This is a genomic window from Pseudomonas amygdali, assembly GCF_002699855.1.
GTDB lineage: Bacteria > Pseudomonadota > Gammaproteobacteria > Pseudomonadales > Pseudomonadaceae > Aquipseudomonas > Aquipseudomonas amygdali.
The window spans coordinates 19,019-39,248 of the sequence record NZ_LKBW01000269.1 but is presented as its reverse complement, the minus strand read 5'-3'; the positions used below and the strand labels follow the sequence as shown (position 1 = coordinate 39,248).

At 58.8% G+C, this 20,230-nt stretch carries 19 protein-coding genes and 2 pseudogenes; 11 read left to right on the top strand and 10 right to left on the bottom strand.

Going from position 1 to position 20,230, the window contains the following annotated elements:
• Positions 1-175: 175 nt before the first annotated feature.
• Positions 176-616 carry a type VI secretion system amidase immunity protein Tai4 gene (locus tag AO277_RS18075; RefSeq protein ID WP_002554990.1) on the top strand — a complete coding sequence of 147 codons (441 nt, stop codon included), beginning with the start codon at positions 176-178 and terminating at the stop codon, positions 614-616.
• 569 nt (positions 617-1,185) lie between these two features.
• Positions 1,186-1,419, top strand: coding sequence for a DUF6124 family protein (locus tag AO277_RS18065; RefSeq protein WP_002554991.1), 234 nt, complete (start codon positions 1,186-1,188; stop codon positions 1,417-1,419).
• A 41-nt stretch (positions 1,420-1,460) separates the two neighbouring features.
• Here AO277_RS18065 and AO277_RS18060 read toward each other — a convergent pair whose 3' ends face one another.
• The 4 genes from AO277_RS18060 to AO277_RS18045 form a co-directional block, all read right to left on the bottom strand.
• Entirely contained in the window at positions 1,461-2,618 is a 1,158-nt protein-coding gene (locus AO277_RS18060; protein ID WP_044318511.1) for a phospholipase D-like domain-containing protein, read from the bottom strand.
• Between the two features lies 1 nt (position 2,619).
• Complete coding sequence (locus tag AO277_RS18055; RefSeq protein WP_002554993.1) at positions 2,620-3,201, bottom strand: YceI family protein; 582 nt, start codon at positions 3,199-3,201, stop codon at positions 2,620-2,622.
• A gap of 81 nt (positions 3,202-3,282) precedes the next feature.
• Entirely contained in the window at positions 3,283-3,621 is a 339-nt protein-coding gene (locus AO277_RS18050; protein ID WP_002554994.1) for a hypothetical protein, read from the bottom strand.
• Positions 3,618-4,724, bottom strand: a complete 1,107-nt coding sequence (locus AO277_RS18045; RefSeq protein ID WP_044318510.1) for a serine hydrolase domain-containing protein — start codon at positions 4,722-4,724, stop codon at positions 3,618-3,620. The genes AO277_RS18050 and AO277_RS18045 overlap by 4 nt, the downstream gene beginning before the upstream one ends.
• Before the next feature lie 313 nt (positions 4,725-5,037).
• Between AO277_RS18045 and olsB the strand changes: the two genes are divergently transcribed.
• Both olsB and AO277_RS18035 read left to right on the top strand, forming a co-directional pair.
• A complete protein-coding gene (olsB, locus tag AO277_RS18040) occupies positions 5,038-5,793 on the top strand; it encodes an L-ornithine N(alpha)-acyltransferase (RefSeq protein WP_005734685.1) in 756 nt (251 codons plus the stop codon).
• Complete coding sequence (locus tag AO277_RS18035; RefSeq protein ID WP_044318509.1) at positions 5,793-6,629, top strand: lysophospholipid acyltransferase family protein; 837 nt, start codon at positions 5,793-5,795, stop codon at positions 6,627-6,629. Before olsB ends, AO277_RS18035 begins: the two co-directional genes overlap by 1 nt.
• Here the strand turns inward: AO277_RS18035 and AO277_RS18030 are convergent.
• Complete coding sequence (locus AO277_RS18030; RefSeq protein WP_002554998.1) at positions 6,587-7,186, bottom strand: acyl carrier protein phosphodiesterase; 600 nt, start codon at positions 7,184-7,186, stop codon at positions 6,587-6,589. The genes AO277_RS18035 and AO277_RS18030 overlap by 43 nt on opposite strands.
• A gap of 164 nt (positions 7,187-7,350) precedes the next feature.
• Here AO277_RS18030 and AO277_RS18025 point away from each other — a divergent pair, with 164 nt between their 5' ends.
• The 3 genes from AO277_RS18025 to AO277_RS18015 are packed head-to-tail and all read left to right on the top strand — an operon-like array spanning position 7,351 to position 9,931.
• On the top strand, positions 7,351-7,665 hold the full coding sequence (locus AO277_RS18025; RefSeq protein WP_044318508.1) for an ArsR/SmtB family transcription factor: 315 nt from the start codon (positions 7,351-7,353) through the stop codon (positions 7,663-7,665).
• A 28-nt stretch (positions 7,666-7,693) separates the two neighbouring features.
• A complete protein-coding gene (locus tag AO277_RS18020) occupies positions 7,694-8,860 on the top strand; it encodes an MFS transporter (protein ID WP_044318507.1) in 1,167 nt (388 codons plus the stop codon).
• Between the two features lie 21 nt (positions 8,861-8,881).
• Positions 8,882-9,931 (top strand): alkene reductase, encoded by a 1,050-nt coding sequence (locus AO277_RS18015; RefSeq protein WP_044318506.1) that lies wholly within the window; start codon positions 8,882-8,884, stop codon positions 9,929-9,931.
• A 71-nt stretch (positions 9,932-10,002) separates the two neighbouring features.
• On the opposite strand, the gene AO277_RS18010 is transcribed toward AO277_RS18015, so the two are convergent.
• From AO277_RS18010 to AO277_RS17995, 4 genes and pseudogenes are all read right to left on the bottom strand, one after another.
• Entirely contained in the window at positions 10,003-10,734 is a 732-nt protein-coding gene (locus AO277_RS18010) for a hypothetical protein (protein ID WP_099259087.1), read from the bottom strand.
• A gap of 166 nt (positions 10,735-10,900) precedes the next feature.
• Complete coding sequence (locus AO277_RS18005; RefSeq protein WP_044318504.1) at positions 10,901-11,752, bottom strand: ATPase; 852 nt, start codon at positions 11,750-11,752, stop codon at positions 10,901-10,903.
• Between the two features lie 84 nt (positions 11,753-11,836).
• The gene (locus AO277_RS18000; protein ID WP_044318503.1) at positions 11,837-12,829 is read right to left on the bottom strand and encodes an NAD-dependent epimerase/dehydratase family protein; all 993 of its coding nucleotides are present in this window, start codon (positions 12,827-12,829) and stop codon (positions 11,837-11,839) included.
• A gap of 74 nt (positions 12,830-12,903) precedes the next feature.
• A pseudogene (locus AO277_RS17995) lies at positions 12,904-13,803 on the bottom strand (LysR family transcriptional regulator ArgP).
• A 94-nt stretch (positions 13,804-13,897) separates the two neighbouring features.
• Here AO277_RS17995 and AO277_RS17990 point away from each other — a divergent pair.
• The 4 genes and pseudogenes from AO277_RS17990 (at position 13,898) to AO277_RS17975 (ending at position 19,315) form a co-directional block, all read left to right on the top strand.
• Entirely contained in the window at positions 13,898-14,488 is a 591-nt protein-coding gene (locus AO277_RS17990; protein WP_044318502.1) for a LysE/ArgO family amino acid transporter, read from the top strand.
• A 192-nt stretch (positions 14,489-14,680) separates the two neighbouring features.
• Positions 14,681-15,262, top strand: coding sequence for a superoxide dismutase (locus AO277_RS17985; RefSeq protein ID WP_044318501.1), 582 nt, complete (start codon positions 14,681-14,683; stop codon positions 15,260-15,262).
• Positions 15,263-15,649: 387 nt separating this feature from the next.
• Complete coding sequence (locus tag AO277_RS17980; protein WP_005734694.1) at positions 15,650-17,701, top strand: putative bifunctional diguanylate cyclase/phosphodiesterase; 2,052 nt, start codon at positions 15,650-15,652, stop codon at positions 17,699-17,701.
• 169 nt (positions 17,702-17,870) lie between these two features.
• A pseudogene (locus tag AO277_RS17975) lies at positions 17,871-19,315 on the top strand (imelysin family protein).
• 125 nt (positions 19,316-19,440) lie between these two features.
• On the opposite strand, the gene AO277_RS17970 reads toward AO277_RS17975, so the two are convergent.
• A complete protein-coding gene (locus AO277_RS17970) occupies positions 19,441-20,070 on the bottom strand; it encodes a pyridoxamine 5'-phosphate oxidase family protein (protein ID WP_044318500.1) in 630 nt (209 codons plus the stop codon).
• Positions 20,071-20,230 lie beyond the last annotated feature (160 nt).

The following is a 20,230-nucleotide window of genomic DNA, read 5'->3' as shown; positions in this document are numbered from 1 at the left end:
GGGGAATCGAGGGCAACTCCCTCGCTGTTGCATTGGCGGACTTCTTTTTGGTCGGCATACATGCACCTCTAGCTACATGTTATGCCCGAACACAAAATTTCTGACAGTCTCGATCCTACGCACACCGACATACAAGACTATAAATAATACCAAGCAACACAAGGAGCAAAGTGCCATGAGGCTATTTCTTGCAGCCACGAAAATATTCGTCGTGCTAGCAACATCCAATTGTTTTGCCTATACACCAACATCATCGCCTGAAGGAATGTACAGAACCTTTGAAAAAAACTACAAGGACATGGCCCTCGCCACCTGCATAACCACCGCTTATAAATATGATGTGAACGTCGGCATTGACGCGGGCAGTAGTGTCAGCGCGATGCGTGACTGGACCTACTATAACATGGAAAAAAGCCCCCTTGCGGTCAAGGCATTGGTTGAAAAATACCTCGCCAGAGACTACACAAACCCTTTGGCCGAATCCCAGATAAAGGGAATAAAATTCGACCTGCTGAAATGCCTGGACATGTATCACAGCAAGGAACTGGACGCGTTGACGAAAAAGGTCGTGACTCACCCGAATCAGACCTACATGCAGAATATCAAAAAGCCTTAACTACCCCTCCGCGCTTCAAGCCTGTCCAGCAAACGCTGCACAGGCTATTTTCATTGCAAGTACTCTACTCCGCACATTATCTGTAGGGCGGAGACACACCATGCTGACTCAATGTAATCCGATAGCTTTTTAACGTCTCCCCCTCGGTGATGTACTGCTTGCTGAGATACTGATAAACAGCGCCAGTCACTTCCCCGCCTATACGGCGAACATCCTCAGAAAACCTTTTTCGATAACTCTTGTAAGAATTAGCCGCAGGACACCTCCCTTCCATTTGAAGGAAATTTCCGAGAAAATCCCGGCCTCTTGCGCTTGGCTATTCAGGTCTCTAGCCTTCAACGGTCGCTGCCCAATCAGCGATCAGGTTTGGTAGACCTGAGTGACCTGTGCGCAATGCGCCACCTTCTACAGGGCGCATTCTTACGGCCTGCGTTTATGGTGGCCGTGCGCTTGGCGTTTTCGGACGCACCGGCTTGCCTGGTCACCGGTCTACCAACCTGCGTACGGCCGCCACCCTGATCGTTTGGTAGCGAACAGGGCGGCTCCTTCAATGATCAGGAGTTGCAAACATGCCCCATAAAATCGTCCCCGACCCGCCCACCGCCCTGTTCACCGTCAACGCATCCGTCAGCCAGGAAGAAGCGCTCAACTACGCTTCGGATCTGCTGCGCTGCATCATCACGACGGCCTATGAGTCCGGCGACAGCACTCAGGGCACCAGCCGTGATCTGGCGTTTTCGGTGCTGCACATGGCCGAGATGGCCAAAGCCATGGTTGACCGCTCACTGGAATGCATCGTTTGACCAGATGACAACCCGGGGCCACGCTCGGCCCCGCGTACACCTCAATTACGCTGATCCAGCAGGTTCACCACCAGCCGGTCGATCCACCCCCACAAGCGCTGTTTGACGCGTCGCCACAGTGGTCTGGCCTTCCAGTCTGCCAGTGTGGTTTCGGCGCTCAGGGCGAAGTCTTTTTCGAAACTGGCGACCACATCGCGGGTCAGCCCTGGGTCGAGGGCTTCGAGGTTGGCTTCCAGGTTGAAGCGCAGGTTCCAGTGGTCGAAGTTACACGAACCGATGCTCACCCAGTCGTCGATCAGGACCATTTTCAAGTGCAGAAAACACGGCTGGTATTCGAAGACCTTGACCCCGGCCCGCAGCAAGCGCGGGTAGTAACGGTGACCGGCGTAGCGTACGGACGGGTGATCGGTGCGTGGCCCGGTCAGCAGCAAACGTACATCGACGCCGCGCGACGCTGCCCTGCGCAAGGCGCGGCGGACTTTCCAGGTGGGTAGAAAGTAGGGGGTTGCCAGCCAGATGCGCTTTTGCCCGGTGTTCAGCGTGCGCACCAGCGATTGCAGAATGTCGCGGTGCTGGCGAGAGTCGGCGTACGCCACACGGCCAAGGCCTTCATCGGCTGCCGGGGCGGTGGGCAGATGATCCAGACCGAAGTTTTCTTTCGGGCGCCAGGCGAAACGTCGGGCATTGGCGTGAAACTGCCGGTTGAACAACGCTTGCCAGTCAAGAACCAGCGGCCCGGTGATTTCCACCATCACTTCGTGCCATTGGCTGACATCCTTGTCTGGCTCCCAGAATTCATCGGTTACACCCGTACCGCCGACCACCGCCAGCGTCTTGTCGACCACCAGCAATTTGCGATGGTCGCGGTAGAAGTTGCGCACGCCGCGTCGCCAGTGAATTGGGTTGTAGAAACGCAGAATCACACCGGCATCGGTCAGTTGCTTGCGCAGGCCGGCGTCGAAGGCTTTTGAACCGAAGTCGTCGAACAGGCAGCGCACGATCACACCACGCCTGCCCGCCTCGACCAGCGCCCGCACGATGGCATCGGCGCAGGCCCCGGCTTCGACCAGGTACAGCTCCAGGTCAACCTGCTGCTCGGCCCGGTCAATGGCTGCAATCATGCGCGGGAAGAACGCAGGACCGTCGATCAGCAATTGAAAGCGGTTGTTTTCACGCCACGGAAAAATCGCACCGTTCATATCAGCGCGCCGTGAAGATCAGGACAGCCCCGACCGGGACTGACAGACTGACCGCCGACAAGCCTGCCGCGCTGCGCAGGGCATTGAAGTCCGAAACCATATCGAAGTCCTGAGCATGAATCACCAGCGGTTCGAGCGTCACAACCTGAAAGCGGCGCTCGTCTAGGCGCGTCGCCAGCAGTTCGGCGTTATAGCTGTGACTCTTGCCGCGCAGGCTGACGGTCAGTGGTAAACGCAATTCCAGTTGCGCGCCGGGGGCAAGGTTATTGATCGGGCGCATGTCGAGCTGGGCATTGATCTGCGCAGCGGGAAACTTGCGTACCTGAAACACCTGCTCCCGCAGGCGCTCGTCACGCAGGGGAATACCGGTGCTAATGGACTCCGTTTCGACTTCCACCTCAGCCAGCCCTTTGGGGTCGACCTTGCCATGCAGCACAAGGAAGCGATGCACCTCGGCAATATCGGCATTTTTGGTTGACGTGAACGAGAGCCGCGACGACTCATTATCCAGATACCAGTTCGCATGGGCAGGTAACGCCACTGCGGCCAGCATGACCAGCAGCAGGCGATTCATAGTGAGCATGCAGACTCCAGACGTGCAATTGAGGGCTACCTTATCCGCCTGTCTGACCTCTGGCAAACCACGACGTTCGGCAGCAATCCATCAAGGCTCGGACGGCAACAGTCGGCAGCCTTGCCGCTCACCCTGCCACGACGCACTGCTGGTTCGCCCAAGGCCGTTGGCAATGACCTTTTTCTGGCTGCTGTCGTCGATCAGCGTGCCAGGCACGTACTGTTTGACGTAGCCCAGGCAATACGCCTCGGGGTTGTTCATGACGTACCTGCACGAGCAGTATTCCTTGGCGGTGTAGGCACTGATGATGGTGGGGAATGCCTGCAGGTTAACGCGGTACTGCCAGGCAAGTACCGCGAGCGCAGCAAGGATCAGCAACAGCAGGCTGCTGAAGGGTCGACGCAGGATGAACATTCGACGACTGCTCATTGCCCGCCCTCCTTGCCAAAGGCTGCCTGTATGCGCTTGAGCATCTGATTGTGGTCGTAACTACCGTCGCGGTCATCGGCATAGCGCACGATCACCAGCTTCCGGTCAGGGATCACGTACAGCGCCTGCCCCCAATGGCCCAGTGCGGCAAAGGTATCAGGGGGCGCATCCGGCCACGGCCCCCTGCCGCCATCGGCAGTTCGATTGAGCCACCATTGGCCGCCAGGGACTTCGACGTTGGCATCTATCTGCTCGCCTGCAAACGGCGTCAACACGAAGTCCATCCACTCCTTGTTGAGCAACTGCCGAGCCTGCCATTGCCCGCCGCGCTGCATCAGCAAGCCGATGCGCGCCAGGTCGCGGGCGGTCATGTAGGCATAGGACGACCCTACAAATGTACCCACGCCATCGGTTTCCCAGACGGCACTGCGAATGCCAAGCGGGTCGAACAGTGCGGTCCACGGATAATCCGCATACGCCTGTGGCCCGACGATATTTTTCAATGCAGCAGCCAGAACCGTGCTGTCGCCGCTGGAATACAGGTACGCCTTGCCGGGGGATTTGGCTGCGCGGTGCTCGGCGGTGAAGCGCGCCATGTCGTCACGCCCACGGGTGTAGAGCATGGCGACTACGGAAGAGTTAAGCGGTGCATATTCGTAATCTTCCTGCCAATTCAGCCCCGAAGCCCAGTGCATCAGGTCTTTGATGGCGATATCGGGGTGCGCCTTGAACGGCGCGTAGAACTTCGCCACCGGATCATTGAGTTGAAAACGCCCTTCGGTAAGCGCCACGCCCAGCACTGTCGCCATTACGCTCTTGCTGATCGACCAGGTCAGGTGCGGGGTTTGCGCGGTGGTCACTCCGGCATAGCGCTCATAGACGACTTCGCCATCACGAATCACCAGCAGCGCATCGGTGCGTACGCCCTTGCGCGTGGCGTCGTCGCGAGCTGGGAAGGCGTAGGCCTCGAGTTCTTCGATGGCCGCAGATCGCGGCGCAGGCTGAGAAGACCATTGCTCCGTCGGCCATGTTTGAGCAACGACGCCCTGGGCACTGAAGCCCAGAATCAGAACCAGACACAGGCGGACAAATCTACGCGGCATGACAGGGCCTCTACAGAGTAATCCGCATACCGTATCGGGGCCTCATGACAGTCAGCCATTACCCCGGGACAGGACGTAGAGCGTCCAGAACGGCATACCCACGCGGAGCACAGGCACGATAGTGGTCCTTTGTACGACGCTCGTTCCTCACGCTCCACCAGCGTGGAAATGCCCACAGCGTTGCCCGTCACACAACCATCACCAAAGCTTCACAGGCATGACACGCCATCTCCCTAGCCTGCAAGTACGGCAAAGCGCCTGGACAAATCAGTCAACCAGCCAAACTCTGCATGGCTGGCTCATGGAGATTCGTATGACCCAGATCGCCCGCATTCGTGACAACACTTCTGAACGTCGTCTTCAGGCCGAGCGCCTGATTGGAGCGAGCGCCTTGCAGGAAGCACAGGCGTTGCGTTTCAGTGTGTTCAGCGAAGAATTCAACGCCCGTCTCAACGGTGCTGAACAAGGCCTGGATATCGACGATTACGATGTTCACTGCTCGCACATTGGTGTGCGTGACCTGAACACCGGGCGTCTGGTTGCCACTACCCGGCTGCTCGACCACAAGGCCGCCAGCACGCTGGGGCGTTTCTACAGTGAAGAAGAATTCAGCCTGCACGGTCTGGTTCATCTGCAGGGTCCGATTCTTGAGCTGGGCCGTACCTGCGTAGACCCGGCCTACCGCAACGGTGGCACCATCGCGGTGTTGTGGAGCGAGCTGGCCGAGGTGCTGAACGAAGGCGGCTACAGCTACCTGATGGGCTGCGCGAGCATCCCGATGCACGACGGCGGCATTCAGGCGCACGCGATCATGCAACGCCTGCGCGAGCGCTACCTGTGCAACGAACACTTGCGCGCCGAGCCGAAAAACCCGCTGCCGACGCTCGATATCCCGAGCAATGTGATCTGCGAGATGCCGCCACTGCTCAAGGCTTACATGCGCCTGGGTGCCAAGATCTGTGGCGAACCTTGCTGGGACGAAGATTTCCAGGTCGCCGACGTCTTCATCCTGCTCAAGCGCGACGATCTGTGCCCGCGTTACGCCCGCCACTTCAAGGCGGCCGTGTGATGAGCCGGGCACGCGGCTATGCCCGCGTAGTCCGGGTGCTGCTGGTCGTGGCGCTCGGCTTGACGATTGCCGGAGCGTTCGCGGTTCTGGAACGCACCAGAATCGGTGGGTCGATGGAGCGCAGGCAGCGCTGGAGCCGTTGGTTCATGGCGCGCCTGACCAATGCCCTGCCGTTTCGCGTCACCGTGACAGGTCAGTTGCCAACCCAGCCCATGCTGTGGGTCAGTAACCATGTGTCGTGGACCGACATCGCCCTGCTGGGCATGCTGGCACCGTTGTCGTTTCTGTCGAAGGCCGAAGTCCGGACCTGGCCGGTAGCGGGCTGGCTGGCACTGAAGGCAGGTACGCTGTTCATTCGTCGCGGGTCGGGCGACAGCCGTCTGATTCAAAAGCAGATGTGCAATCACCTGCAACAAGGCAATGCACTGCTGATCTTCCCGGAAGGCACCACCACCGATGGCAGAAGCCTGCGCACCTTCCACGGGCGTCTGCTGTCCAGTGCCATTGAAGTCGGCGTGCCGATCCAGCCAGTGGCCATCGGTTACTCGCGTGACGGTAAACCGGACCCGATTGCCCCGTTCATTGGCGACGACGATTTGCTGTCCCATTTGCGCCGGTTGTTCGCCAATGAGCAGAGCGATGTGCACATCCACCTGCTGACCCCGATTCCGACGGCGGATCAGGAGCGCGCTGCACTGGCGTTCAAGGCCCAGCAAGCCGTTCAGGTGGCGCTGTTCGGTGAACCTGTCACGGGGGAGTCAGTGATCGGTAAACAAGTATCCGGCGAGCCTGCTCAGCCGAGCGAAGTGGCTTCGCGCTCGGCCAGGGCAGCCTGAGCAAAATCCTCCAATAGCGGATAGAACTCGGCGAAATCCGCACTCAAGGGCTGGTAAAGCGCCTGCAGTTCCTGCATGCCGCCTGCCAGCCCTTCGGGCCGTGACAAGCGTCGCGATATCCCGCTCAGCACTTGCCCCAGCACGTCGAAATTCCGATACGAACCCAGCCAGTCCTGCGCGGCCATGCGCGGCGCGATCAATGCGAGCCGCTCGGGCAATTGCGGCTCGGCGGCCAGCGTGCCATAGACTTTGCCAGTGAATACGTCCAGCGGCAGATCGGCATAGCAATGCCAGTCGCGAGCCAGACAATGATCGAAAAAGACGTCGAGCATAATGCCTGCATAGCGTCGCCGCTGGGATGGAAAGCGGGCAATGGAAGCCTTGATCAGCGGGTGGCTGTCAGTGAAAGCGTCAATGCTGCGATGCAGCCGAATGGCCGCTTCAAGCTCTGCAGGAAAACGTCCCGACAGCGGACCTTTGACGAAGTCGCCATACAGGCTGCCAAGCAATTGAGCAGGCCGATGCCCGCCGAGATGAAGATGTGCCAGATAGTTCATGCCTGCAAGCCTACGCCGCTTTCAAGGCCGAGGTCTATATATCGATATAACCCGATATAGCGATTTTGCCAGTCCTAAGCACAAAATCATATTTGTATATCGCGAAATACAGATATAAGGTTCGCCCTATCGCGATATATCGCTACACCGCCTGTGAGAACGACATGCCTATCGACCTCGACGACATAATAAAAGCCCTGGCCCATCCGGTCCGCCGAGAAATCCTGACCTGGTTGAAGGCCCCCCGCGCGAGCTTTCCTGCTCAGCAATACTCGATTGAACACGGCGTGTGCGCCGGACAGATCGATCAGCGTGCAGGATTGTCCCAATCCACTGTCTCGGCCCATCTGGCGACCTTGCAACGCGCTGGCCTGATCAGCAGCAAGAAGGTTGGCCAATGGCATTTCTTCAGACGCAACGAAGAAGTCATACAGGCATTCGTTCAGGCGCTGGTTGAAGAGCTGAACAACCCGACCTGATTTTCCAACGTTTACCAGGAGCTGCCCCGTGCCTCTTTCGCTACTTATTCTGGCCCTGAGCGCCTTTGCCATCGGCACCACCGAATTCGTCATCATGGGCCTGCTGCCCGATGTGGCGGCTGACCTTGGTGTATCCATCCCCGGCGCAGGCTGGCTGGTCACCGGCTATGCGCTGGGCGTGGCCGTCGGCGCTCCGTTCATGGCCATGGCCACGGCAAAACTGCCACGCAAGGCTGCGCTGGTCACGCTGATGGGCATTTTCATCATCGGCAACCTGCTCTGCGCACTGGCCAGTGACTACAACGTATTGATGTTCGCCCGCGTGGTTACAGCGCTGTGTCATGGTGCGTTCTTCGGCATCGGTTCAGTAGTTGCTGCTGGGCTGGTGCCTGCCAATCGCCGCGCTTCGGCAGTAGCGTTGATGTTCACCGGTCTGACCCTGGCCAACGTGCTGGGCGTGCCTTTGGGTACTGCATTGGGTCAATACGCAGGCTGGCGCTCGACCTTCTGGGCGGTAACAGTCATCGGCGTGATTGCGCTGATCGGCCTGATCCGCTTTCTGCCGACCAATCGCAATGAAGAAAAGCTCGACATGCGCGCCGAACTGGCCGCACTGAAAGGTGCCGGTATCTGGCTGTCGCTGACCATGACCGCGCTGTTTTCAGCGTCCATGTTCACCCTGTTCACCTACATTGCCCCGCTGCTCGGCGAAGTCACCGGCGTATCGCCCAAGGGCGTGACCTGGACCCTGCTGTTGATAGGCCTGGGCCTGACCGCAGGTAACGTGATTGGCGGCAAGATGGCCGACCGCCGTGTGTCATCCACGCTGATTGCCGTGTTCGTCTCGATGGCGGTGATCTCAACCGCTCTCAGCTGGACCAGCGCCGCGCTGATCCCGACTGAAATCACCCTGTTCCTCTGGGCGGTCGCTGCCTTTGCCGCCGTCCCGGCTCTGCAGATCAACGTGGTGACCTTCGGCAAAGCCGCGCCCAACCTGGTTTCAACCCTGAACATCGGCGCTTTCAACGTGGGCAACGCGCTTGGTGCCTGGGTCGGTGGCAGCGTCATCGCCCACGGCCTGGGCCTGACCAGCGTACCGCTGGCCGCTGCCATGCTGGCAGTGCTCGCGCTGCTGATCAAACTGATTACTTTTCGTCAGACCGGCAACCCCGATCTGGCACCTGCTACACATTGATCAATCACGAGGATTCGACACATGACGACTATCTTTGACCCGATCACCATTGGCGATCTGCAACTGCCAAACCGCATCATCATGGCGCCACTGACGCGCTGCCGCGCCGACGAAGGTCGCGTGCCCAATGCATTGATGTCCGAGTATTACGTGCAGCGTGCTTCTGCAGGCCTGATCCTGACTGAAGCCACATCGGTCACGCCGATGGGTGTTGGTTACCCGGACACACCCGGCATCTGGTCCAACGACCAAGTACGCGGCTGGAGCAACATCACCAAGGCCGTGCATACCGCTGGTGGCCGGATTGTGCTGCAGCTGTGGCACGTTGGCCGCATCTCCCACCCGGCGTACCTGAACGGCGAAACTCCGGTGGCCCCTAGCGCTATCGCAGCTGAAGGCCACGTCAGCCTGATGCGCCCGATCACCCCGCTACCGACCCCGCGCGCGCTGGAACTGGCAGAAATCGGTGACATCGTCGAGGCCTATCGCGTCGGTGCGGAAAACGCCAAGGCTGCGGGCTTCGACGGCGTGGAAGTACACGGTGCCAACGGCTACCTGCTGGAACAGTTCCTGCTGACCGGCTCCAACCGGCGCACTGACGAGTACGGCGGTTCGGTAGAAAACCGTGCTCGTCTGCTGCTGGAAGTGACTGATGCGGTCATTGAGGTGTGGGGCGCTGGTCGCGTAGGCGTACACCTTTCGCCTCGCTTCGACATGCACGACATGAGCGATGCTAACCGCACTGAAACCTTCAGCTACGTGGCCAAAGAGCTTGGCAAGCGCGGTATCGCGTTCATCTGTGCCCGTGAGCGTGACGCCGAAGACAGCCTCGGCCCGCAGTTGAAGAAGGATTTCGGCGGCGTCTACATCGCCAATGAAAAATTCACCAAGGACACCGCAAATACCTGGCTGGCAGAAGGCAAGGCCGACGCTATCGCATTTGGTGTGCCTTATATTGCCAACCCGGACCTGCCTGAGCGTCTGGCCAGCGATGCGCCTCTGAATGAAGCGCATCCCGAAACGTTCTACGGCAAAGGGCCGGTCGGCTATATCGACTACCCACGCCTGTAACACGGCGCTGCAACAGCAAAAAACCCTGACTCGTAAGAGCCAGGGTTTTTTATCGCCCGTACTTATTACTGTTACAGTTTAGCCTCAGGCCCGACTGTACCTAGCACATTGCCTTCGGCATCAGTGATAGTCCCGTCCGGTAACTTCCAGCGACCGTCGGGGTAGTTGACAGAGCCATCTGCCATAACCCAAGTGCCGTCCTTGTGTTGAACATCGCCGCCGGGGTGCTCGACCGAACCGTCGGCATGCACGGTGGGGCCATCCAGGTGTTGAACAGTGCCATCCGTGTGCTTCAAGGACTGGCCATCTGCCGCCGCAACACTTCCATTCGGATAACTGACCGTACCATCGGGGTTGAAGACACTGTTTAGCGGGTGGAGCAGTTGTAAAACACCGGTGACCGTGCTTGTGACTGCCAGCAGCTTGTCCAGGCGCGAAGGTGCCTCAGGGGCTGGCGGTAACTTTTGCGCAACGGGTGGGTTGATAACAGGTTTGACGGGCGGTTTTACAGGTGGCCTCACTGGCTTTTTCACCTTGACCGGGGGTTTCACGGGCGGTCTCACGGGCGGTCTCACGGGCGGCTTCACCGGACCTGCCCCCTTGACCGGAGGTTTTACAGGTGGCTTTACAGGCGGTTTGACCTTCACCGGTGGCTTGACCTGCTGGCGTACCAAATCTTCCGGATAATCCGGTACGTCGGCGTAAGTGGGCAACGGCGTCCTGGAAACTTCGTCTACTCCCTGGTCTGAGTCTTCAGCCGGGATGTGATTTTCAGTCGTTTCTTGCGGGGCATCGGTGTACATCTCATTGATTCCATTCATTGTTGAAACTCCAATTTAGTTAACAGCCAGGCAAGCGTAAGCCTTCCTTCTATTGGCAAGTACATATCTATTTAACGAGTACAAAAAAAAATGTCAGGAAATTTGCCAGCGGCTATCTGCTATGGACAGCCGCCGGCAAGTCTTGCCTTCAACGACGCGCGTTGAGCTGTTGCGACAGATTCTGGATCTGGCTGGTGAGGGTATTGATATTGCGGGTGACCTGAGCACGAAACGCGTCGAACTCGGCTGTACTGGCCTCTGCTGAAGGGGCCGGGCGGTTTTCCTGTTCGCTTTTGAGGACCATCAGGTCCTGCTCCAGGCGCTCGACAGCAGCCGACGGGTTGCCCTGTTTCTTCAATGTTGCAACATCGGCTGCCACGCTTTTGATTTGCGCATCCAGCTTGCCCTGATCGGCCTGTGCGGTTTTCAGATCGGGCAGCGCGGCTTTCAGCGTGGTCAGCTCAGCGACGACGCTTTTGAGCTGCTCCTGCAACTGCGCGCTTTCACTGTGCTGCTGGGCGGTTTGCGCGGCCATCTGCTCCAGGCGCTTGTCGAGACTGCCCTGCTGGCCTTCAACGCCCTCGCGCTGTTTGTCCTGATCTTCCAGTTGCGCTTCCAGCAGCTTGATGCGCTGCTTGAGCGCCTCGCCATCGCTGGACAGCGCCTCGGTCGCAACGACTTTGCCGGAAATATCCTGCAGGCGTCCCGCCGCTTCTTCGCTGATGCGCGCAAAGCTCTCCTGAGTGGCCACCAATTGCTGTTCCATGAGGGAGACCTGCTGAAAGCTCCACCAGCCCAGACCGCAAAAGGCAATGAACAGCGCGCCGACCAACGCCCATAGCGGTCCGGTGCTCGGGCCCTTTACCTTGACCACCGGTGTGGTACGCGAATAGACCGTGGTGCGTTCGCGTGCACCATTGCCCGGCGCGAAGTCGTCATCGTCGTCCTTGGCGCTCAGGCTGGGAACGTCATCGACGTCGTCGTATGGATCGTTGCGCATGAATAACCCTTCAGGAAGCTGTTAAACCAAAGTCGGGCAGTATAACAACAGCGCGTAACCAATCTCACTGTGCCACTACCGCATTCAGATTGCGTGCTGTGCCTGCCACCAGCCACAGAATTCATCCAGCGCTGTCCACAGGCTGACCTGAGGCTGATAATCCAGATAATGCCTGGCGCGGCTGATATCAAGCGTAAAATCCCTGTTCATGACCTGCATGCCCATTCTTGACAGGGTAGGTTCAGGTCGGCCCGGCCACAGCAGGCAGGCACCCTCGTTGATTGCTGCGGCACTGTAGGCCAGTCCGTATGAACGATAACGGGTGACTTGAGGCAGATGCATCTGGCGCATCACATAATTGATTGCGTCCCACAGCGGGACCGGCGTGCCGTTGCTGATGTTGTAGGCCTTGCCCAGCGCCGAGCCGGTTGCCAGCAAGCTGCTCAGCATGGCTTCGTTGAGGTTGTGCATGCTGGTGAAATCCACCACGTTCAAACCGTTGCCGACAATCGACAGACGCTTCTTGCGCTGCATGTGCAGCAAACGCGGGAAAATACTGTTGTCGCCCGCGCCAGTGACGAAGCGCGGCCGCAGGGCGATCACTTCCAGACCGAACTCTTCGGCACCAAAGACCTTTTGCTCGGCCAGGTATTTGGTCGCCGCATAGTGATTATGGAAACGCTTGGGCACCTGCTCTTCCTTGATGCCGCGGTGCGATTTTCCATCAAAGTAGATCGAGGGCGACGAAAGATGAACCAACCTTCGCACCCTTTGTTTCAGGCAGCCCTCGACGATGTTTTCGGTAAGCTGCACGTTGCCCTGCATGAAATCCTGGCGGCGTCCCCACAGGCCGACGGAGCCTGCGCAGTGCACCACCGCTTCCACGTCATCGCACAGCGCCCGCACCAGATAAGGGTCAGCGAGGTCGCCCTGGATGAACTCGGCGCCACGCCTGACCAGGTGCTCGACACCTTCGGCACGACAGCCATTGATCCGCACGCTCATGCCCTGCTCAAGGGCAAAACGCGCAAAGCGTCCGCCGATGAAGCCGCTCGCGCCGGTGACCAGAATCTTCATTTACCGCTCCGTTAACGCATCTGCAGGAAAGGGAAAACCCTGCCTGCATGGATTACACATGATCATGTTGACGATCATTCCTCGCTCAGCGGCACCAGCCAATCGGCCGAATGTTGCGCAAGATGTTCGGTAAGCCGGGTCAGGAGCTGCCCGCCATTGCGCCAATGGTGCCAGTACAGCGGCACATCGATGCAGCGCTCCGGCAGCAATTCAAGCAGAGTGCCGCTGCGCAATTGGTCGCGCACCTGCAACTCGGGCGCCAGGCCCCAGCCCATCCCGGCCTCGATCATACGTATGAAACCTTCGGACGACGGGCACAAATGATGCTCGAAGCCGTCCTGAACGCCAAGAAGTGCCAGATAACGATGCTGCAAAAGGTCGTCCGGCCCGTACACCAGTGCTGCCGATCTGGCCAGATTTGCCGGGCTCACGCCGTGCGGAAAATGGCGGGCGATGAATGAAGGACTGGCCAGCGCCCGATAGCGCATGGCCCCCAGCAACTGGCTGCGCGCCCCTGCCACCGGACGCTAGCTGCCACACAGGCAGGCCGCGACCTCGCCTGCACGCATGCGCTTGAGCCCTACGTCCTGATCTTCGACAACCAGATCCAGCAACAGCCGGTGTTGCGTGCAAAACGCGCCGATGGCCGGTGCCCACCAGGTCGCCAGACTGTCGGCATTCAAGGCGATTCGCAGACGCTCGGGCATGCCCTCTTCATCCAGCGCCGGCACCTGACTCTGTAAGTCGCGCTCCAGCAACCGGACCTGCTGCACGTGATTGAGCAGGCGCCGTCCGATGTCGGTCGGGCTCGGTGGCGTCGCGCGCACCAGCACCGGCAGACCAATGCGTGCCTCCAGCAATTTGATGCGCTGCGAAACCGCAGATTGAGACAGCCCCAGCACCTGAGCGGCACGCTCAAAACCGGCTTGCTCGATCACAGCCGCCAATGCAGATAACAATTTGTAGTCGAACATCAGTTTCCCTAATGAGCGATGAACATTATTTGTTTTCCTTATAGCGCTCAACGCATAAGAATCGCCATCTGAATCTGCTCAATGGAACGTCTTTATGTGGCAAAGCTACCTCAATGGCCTGCTGATCGCGGCAGGCCTGATCATGGCTATCGGTACTCAGAACGCTTTTGTACTCGCTCAGGGCCTGCGCCGTGAACATCACGTGCCCGTGGCGTTGCTGTGCATTGTCTGCGACGCCATTCTGGTGGCGGCAGGCGTCTTCGGACTGGCCAATGTGCTCGCACAAAACCCGACATTGCTGGCGGTAGCGCGCTGGGGCGGTGTGATATTCCTGAGCTGGTATGGCCTGCAGGCATTGCGGCGCGCCTGCTCGCGGCAAAGCCTTGAACACAGCGCAGCCGTTGGCAAAAGATCGTTGCGCCCCTTATTACTCAGCGCGCTGGCCGTTACCTTGCTGAACCCGCACGTGTATCTGGACACCGTACTGCTGATTGGCTCGCTCGGGGCACAACAGGACGTGCCGGGGGCGTACGTGGCCGGTGCTGCCAGCGCCTCGCTGCTGTGGTTCTCAAGCCTGGCACTTGGTGCGGCATGGCTCGCGCCCTGGCTGGCCCGCCCCGCCACATGGCGTATGCTGGACGTGATGATGTTCAGCGTGGCCTTTCAGTTGATCCGCTCAGCCTGACCGGTTTCATGAGCGCCAGGTCAAACGCGTTGGAACCTCTATCCCACACAGTTGTTGCGTGGTTAAGCCGCAGACCCGGTGCTATGATCCGGGGTCTGCGCCGCAAAAGAGTAAAACTCCCGGTGCATGCTGTATCTGGCCGCCCGTGATCGGCCGTGCGATTACCGCAATTGACCTGAAAGGAGATAAACCATGGCTTTTGAATTGCCGCCACTGCCCTACGCCAAAGACGCTCTGGTGCCGCACATTTCTGCGGAGACTCTGGAATATCACCACGACAAGCACCACAACACCTACGTCGTGAACCTGAACAACCTGGCGCCAGGCACCGAGTTCGAAGGCAAGACCCTGGAAGAGATCATCAAGACCTCCTCGGGCGGTATCTTCAACAACGCCGCTCAGGTCTGGAACCACACGTTCTACTGGGAATGCCTGGCCCCTAACGCTGGCGGCGAGCCTACCGGCGCTCTGGCCGAGGCGATCAACACTGCATTCGGTTCCTTCGACAAGTTCAAGGAAGAGTTCAGCAAAACCTCCATCGGCACATTCGGCTCCGGCTGGGGCTGGCTGGTGAAGAAGGCTGACGGCTCTCTGGCTCTGGCCAGCACCATCGGTGCCGGCAACCCGCTGACCAGCGGCGACACCCCGCTGCTGACCTGCGATGTGTGGGAACACGCCTACTACATCGACTACCGCAATCTGCGTCCTAAGTACGTAGAAGCGTTCTGGAACCTGGTGAACTGGGACTTCGTGGCCAAGCAATTCGAAGCCTGATTCCAGCCTCATCGAAAAACCCGGCCTCGCGCCGGGTTTTTTATGCTCCAGGTTTACACCTGTAGTCTTTCCAGATTCGTGTTTAATAAACGGCGTCAGACTTCGACCTGCCAGTCAGGTGAACAGCAAATGTTTTTTCGCCTGCCGCTGTTACTTTGTGTATTGTCAGAAACGCTAGCTGACTCGCATCACGACGTAATTCTTTACAGTGTTCTGCTCAAGTTACCCACCTGGCCACCCGACACACGCAGGTGGCTTGGGCCAGTAGGTGCAAGGAACGCGAAGATCAGCCAGACGCACCGTTTCTGACCACGTCACGACGGGCGGATCTGGCTTTTCGAGGGTCATGGGGCGATATGTCCTCCGACACGAACTAAGGAACGGCCATTGAAGCTGGAACTCAAGAATAGCCTTTCGGTAAAGTTGCTGCGCGTCGTACTGCTTTCGGCGCTGCTGGTAGGCGTCGTACTAAGCTGTGCGCAAATCGTTTTCGACGCCTACAAGACGCGTCAGGCCGTGGCGAACGATGCCGAACGAATTCTCGGAATGTTCCGCGATCCCTCCACGCAGGCCGTTTACAGTCTGGACCGCGAAATGGGCATGCAGGTCATCGAAGGCCTGTTTCAGGACGACGCGGTACGCATGGCATCGATAGGACACCCCAACGAAAGCCTGCTCGCAGAAAAAGACCGCCCGCTGAAAAGCTCTCCAACCCGCTGGCTGACAGACCTTATCCTCGGCCAGGAGCGCAGCTTCACCACGCAACTGGTCGGTCGCAGCCCCTACAGCGAGTATTACGGCGACCTGCGTATCACGCTGGACACTGCCAATTACGGCGAAAGCTTTCTGGTCAATGCCGCAATCATCTTCATCGCTGGTGTATTGCGTGCATTGGCAATGGGGCTGGTGTTGTACCTGGTCTATCACTGGTTGCTGACCAGGCCACTGTCGAAAATCATCGAACATCTGATCGCGATCAACCCCGACCGCCCCAGCGAACACCAATTGCCACTGCTCAAAGGCCACGAGAAAAACGAACTGGGGATTTGGGTCAATACCGCCAACCAGCTGCTGGCCTCCATCGAGCGCCACACTTATCTACGCCACGAGGCGGAGAACAATCTGCAGCGCATGGCGCAATACGATTTCCTGACCGGCCTGCCCAACCGGCTTCAGTTGCAGATCGGTCTGGACAGAATTCTCGAAGATGCGGGGCGTCAGCAGCACCGGGTCGCGATTCTCTGCGTTGGCCTGGATGACTTCAAAGGTATCAACGAACAGTTCAGCTATCAGGCAGGCGATCAACTGTTACTCGCGCTGGCTGACCGGCTACGCGCCCACAGCGGGCGACTCGGCGCTCTGGCGCGATTGGGCGGCGATCAGTTTGCACTGGTGCAGGCCAAAATCGAGCAACCCTATGAGGCAGCAGAGCTGGCGCAGAATATTCTGGATGAGCTAGAGGCCCCGTTTATAGTCGGTGAACAGCAGATCCGCTTACGAGCGACCATTGGCATCACGCTATTTCCCGAAGACGGCGACAACACCGAGAAACTGCTGCAAAAAGCTGAACAGACCATGACGCTGGCCAAAGCCCGCTCGCGTAACCGGTATCAGTTCTACATCGCCAGCGTCGACAGCGAAATGCGCCGCCGTCGTGAACTCGAAAAAGATCTGCGCGAAGCCTTGCCGGGCAATCAGTTGTACCTGGTCTATCAGCCGCAGATCAGCTATCGCGATCACCGCATCGTTGGCGTGGAAGCCTTGATCCGCTGGCAACATCCAGAGCATGGTCTGGTGCCGCCAGATGTATTCATCCCGTTGGCCGAGCAGAATGGCACCATCATCGCCATCGGCGAATGGGTGCTTGATCAGGCCTGCCGCCAGTTACGCGAATGGCTTGATCAAGGCTTCACCGACTTGCGCATGGCGGTCAACCTGTCGACCGTGCAACTGCACCACGCGGAACTGCCGCGTGTGGTCAACAACCTGTTGCAGATCTACCGCCTGCCACCGCGCAGCCTGGAACTGGAAGTGACCGAAACCGGCCTGATGGAAGATATCAATACCGCCGCCCAGCACCTGCTGAGCCTGAGACGCTCCGGCGCCTTGATCGCCATCGATGATTTCGGTACCGGTTACTCGTCGCTGAGTTACCTGAAAAGCCTGCCGCTGGACAAGATCAAGATCGACCGGAGTTTCGTTCAGGACCTGATTGACGACGACGATGACGCCACCATCGTGCGGGCCATTATCCAGCTGGGTAAAAGCCTTGGCATGCAGGTCATCGCCGAGGGTGTGGAGACGCTCGAGCAGGAGGCCTATATCGTCACCCAGGGCTGTCACGAAGGCCAGGGCTACCTGTACAGCAAGCCGCTGCCCGGTCGGGAATTGCTGGCCTACCTGAAACAGTCGAGAGAGCGTAACGCCGCCAGCCTTTGAACGGCAGTGCTCTTTCGAGCCATCTTGAAACCGACTGTTACAACCTGCTGAATACCTGAACACGACCGCAAAGGCGTTTTGCCTTTACATCGAATGCAAATCTTTCGCATCATGTCGCAGATTTTATGGGCGCACCCCGCCATCAACTTTATCGACGCAGGATTCCGTCATGATTCGTATGCCTCTGGCAACCGCTAGTCTGTTGGCCATCGCTATCTCTCTCGCCGGTTGTGGCGAAGGCAAGGACAAGGCTGCCGCCCCGGCACCCGCGCCAGCCGCTGCTCCTGCGACTCCCGCGGCGACGCCTGCTGCCCCTGCTCCGGCCGCAGCCTCCCAGACTGACGACGCGGCGGCCAAGGCTGTGGTCGCGAATTACGCCAACATGGTGTCTGCGGTGTTCGACGACGCCGAAGCTGGTGCGAAAAAACTGAGCACCGCCGTCGACGCATTCCTGGCAAAACCCAACGATGAAACTTTGAAAGCCGCACGGGATGCGTGGGTAGCTGCGCGTGTGCCTTACATGCAGAGCGAAGTCTTCCGCTTCGGCAACACCATCATCGACGACTGGGAAGGACAGGTTAACGCCTGGCCCCTGGACGAAGGCCTGATCGACTATGTCGCCAAGGATTACCAGCACGCGCTGGGCAACCCTGGCGCGACTGCCAATATCATCGCCAACACCGAAATTCAGGTCGGCGAAGACAAGGTCGACGTGAAGGAAATCACCTCCGAAAAACTTGCCAGCCTGAACGAGCTGGGCGGCTCCGAAGCGAACGTTGCTACCGGCTACCACGCCATTGAATTTCTGCTGTGGGGCCAGGACCTGAACGGCACCGGTCCTGGTGCCGGGGCTCGTCCAGCCAGTGACTACCTTGAAGGCGCCGGTGCGACCGGCGGCCACAACGACCGCCGCCGCGCCTACCTCAAGGCCGTTACCGATCTGCTGGTCAGCGATTCCTTGAAGGCGCCGGTGCGACCGGCGGCCACAACGACCGCCGCCGCGCCTACCTCAAGGCCGTTACCGATCTGCTGGTCAGCGATCTGGAAGAAATGTCCGGCAACTGGAAGGCCGGCGTTGCCGACAACTACCGTGCCACGCTGGAAGCCGAATCCGGCGAAAGCGGTCTGCGCAAAATGCTCTTCGGCATGGGCAGCCTGTCGCTGGGTGAACTGGCGGGCGAGCGTATGAAAGTCGCACTGGAAGCCAACTCCAGCGAAGACGAACACGACTGCTTCAGCGACAACACGCACAACTCGCACTTCTACAACGGCAAGGGTATTCGCAACGTTTACCTGGGCGAATACACGCGCACCGATGGCAGCAAAGTCAGCGGCCCGAGCCTTTCGTCTCTGGTTGCCAAGGTAGACCCTGCCACCGACGCCACCTTGCGCGCCGATCTGGACGACACCCAGGCCAAGCTACAGGTCATCGTTGATCACGCCAACAAGGGTGAGCACTTCGACCAGTTGATCGCTGCCGGCAACACGGCAGGCAATCAAGTGGTGCGTGACGCCATTGCTGCGCTGGTCAAACAGACGGGGGCTATCGAACAGGCCGCTGGCAAGCTCGGCATCACCGACCTGAACCCGGACAACGCTGATCACGAGTTCTGACAGGTACTGTTTGCGGTAACAACCAATGCCGGTCAGTTCGCTGACCGGCATTTTTTATGCCTGACCGATATGCGTTGCTTTCAACTGCTGAGCCCTGACCATTGCAGAAACGAGTTCCCGGAGCTTCAATACAACGTATCCGCGATGCGTCCCGGCAAAGCCTTGTCATAGGCGTCACCGTCGATCTGCTCGGCAGAAACCGCTTTTAGTATTTGCCCGGCAGTCGGCAGCGCGCTGCGTTCGATGTGCCGGGTTGCATCCCATAAACCGGACCTGATGGTTGCCCTGCTGCATTGGAAGTACACGCTGGTCACGGAGATGCGCAGCACCGACCTGGGCAGTTGGCCGTTCACCTCAAAACGCGACAACAGTTCGGGCTGAACCGATATCTGCGCTGTTCCGTTGACCCGCAAGGTCTCGCCCACGCCAGGGATGAGGAACAGCAACGCGACGCGTGGGTCGCTGATGATATTGCGCAGGGTATCGATGCGGTTGTTGCCGCGCCGGTCAGGCAGATAAAGCGTCTTGCTGTCCTCGATATGCACGAAGCCCGAATGATCGCCACGCGGGGACGCATCAAGGCCATCAGACCCGGCAGAGGCCAGCACAATAAAGGGTGCCGACTCGATGAAGGGCCGGTAAACCGCGTGAATATGGTCAACTTCCTTGATCATGGAAGGAGGAGCAATCGGGCCATAGAGCGCTTCCAGCGTCTCGATTGTGGTCACGAGCGCGCTGTTTTCCGGGTTATCCATTGATGTGGCCTCTGCTGGGCATGCTGTCTGTGTGTGCTGTCAACTTCGACATGTGCAGCATAGGCAAAAATGCCGGGACCGGACCAGCCTCAGAGATTCGTAACAACGCATTACGTCAGAGCGGGCAAACGATAATCCCTCTTATTCAAACCGCACGAGG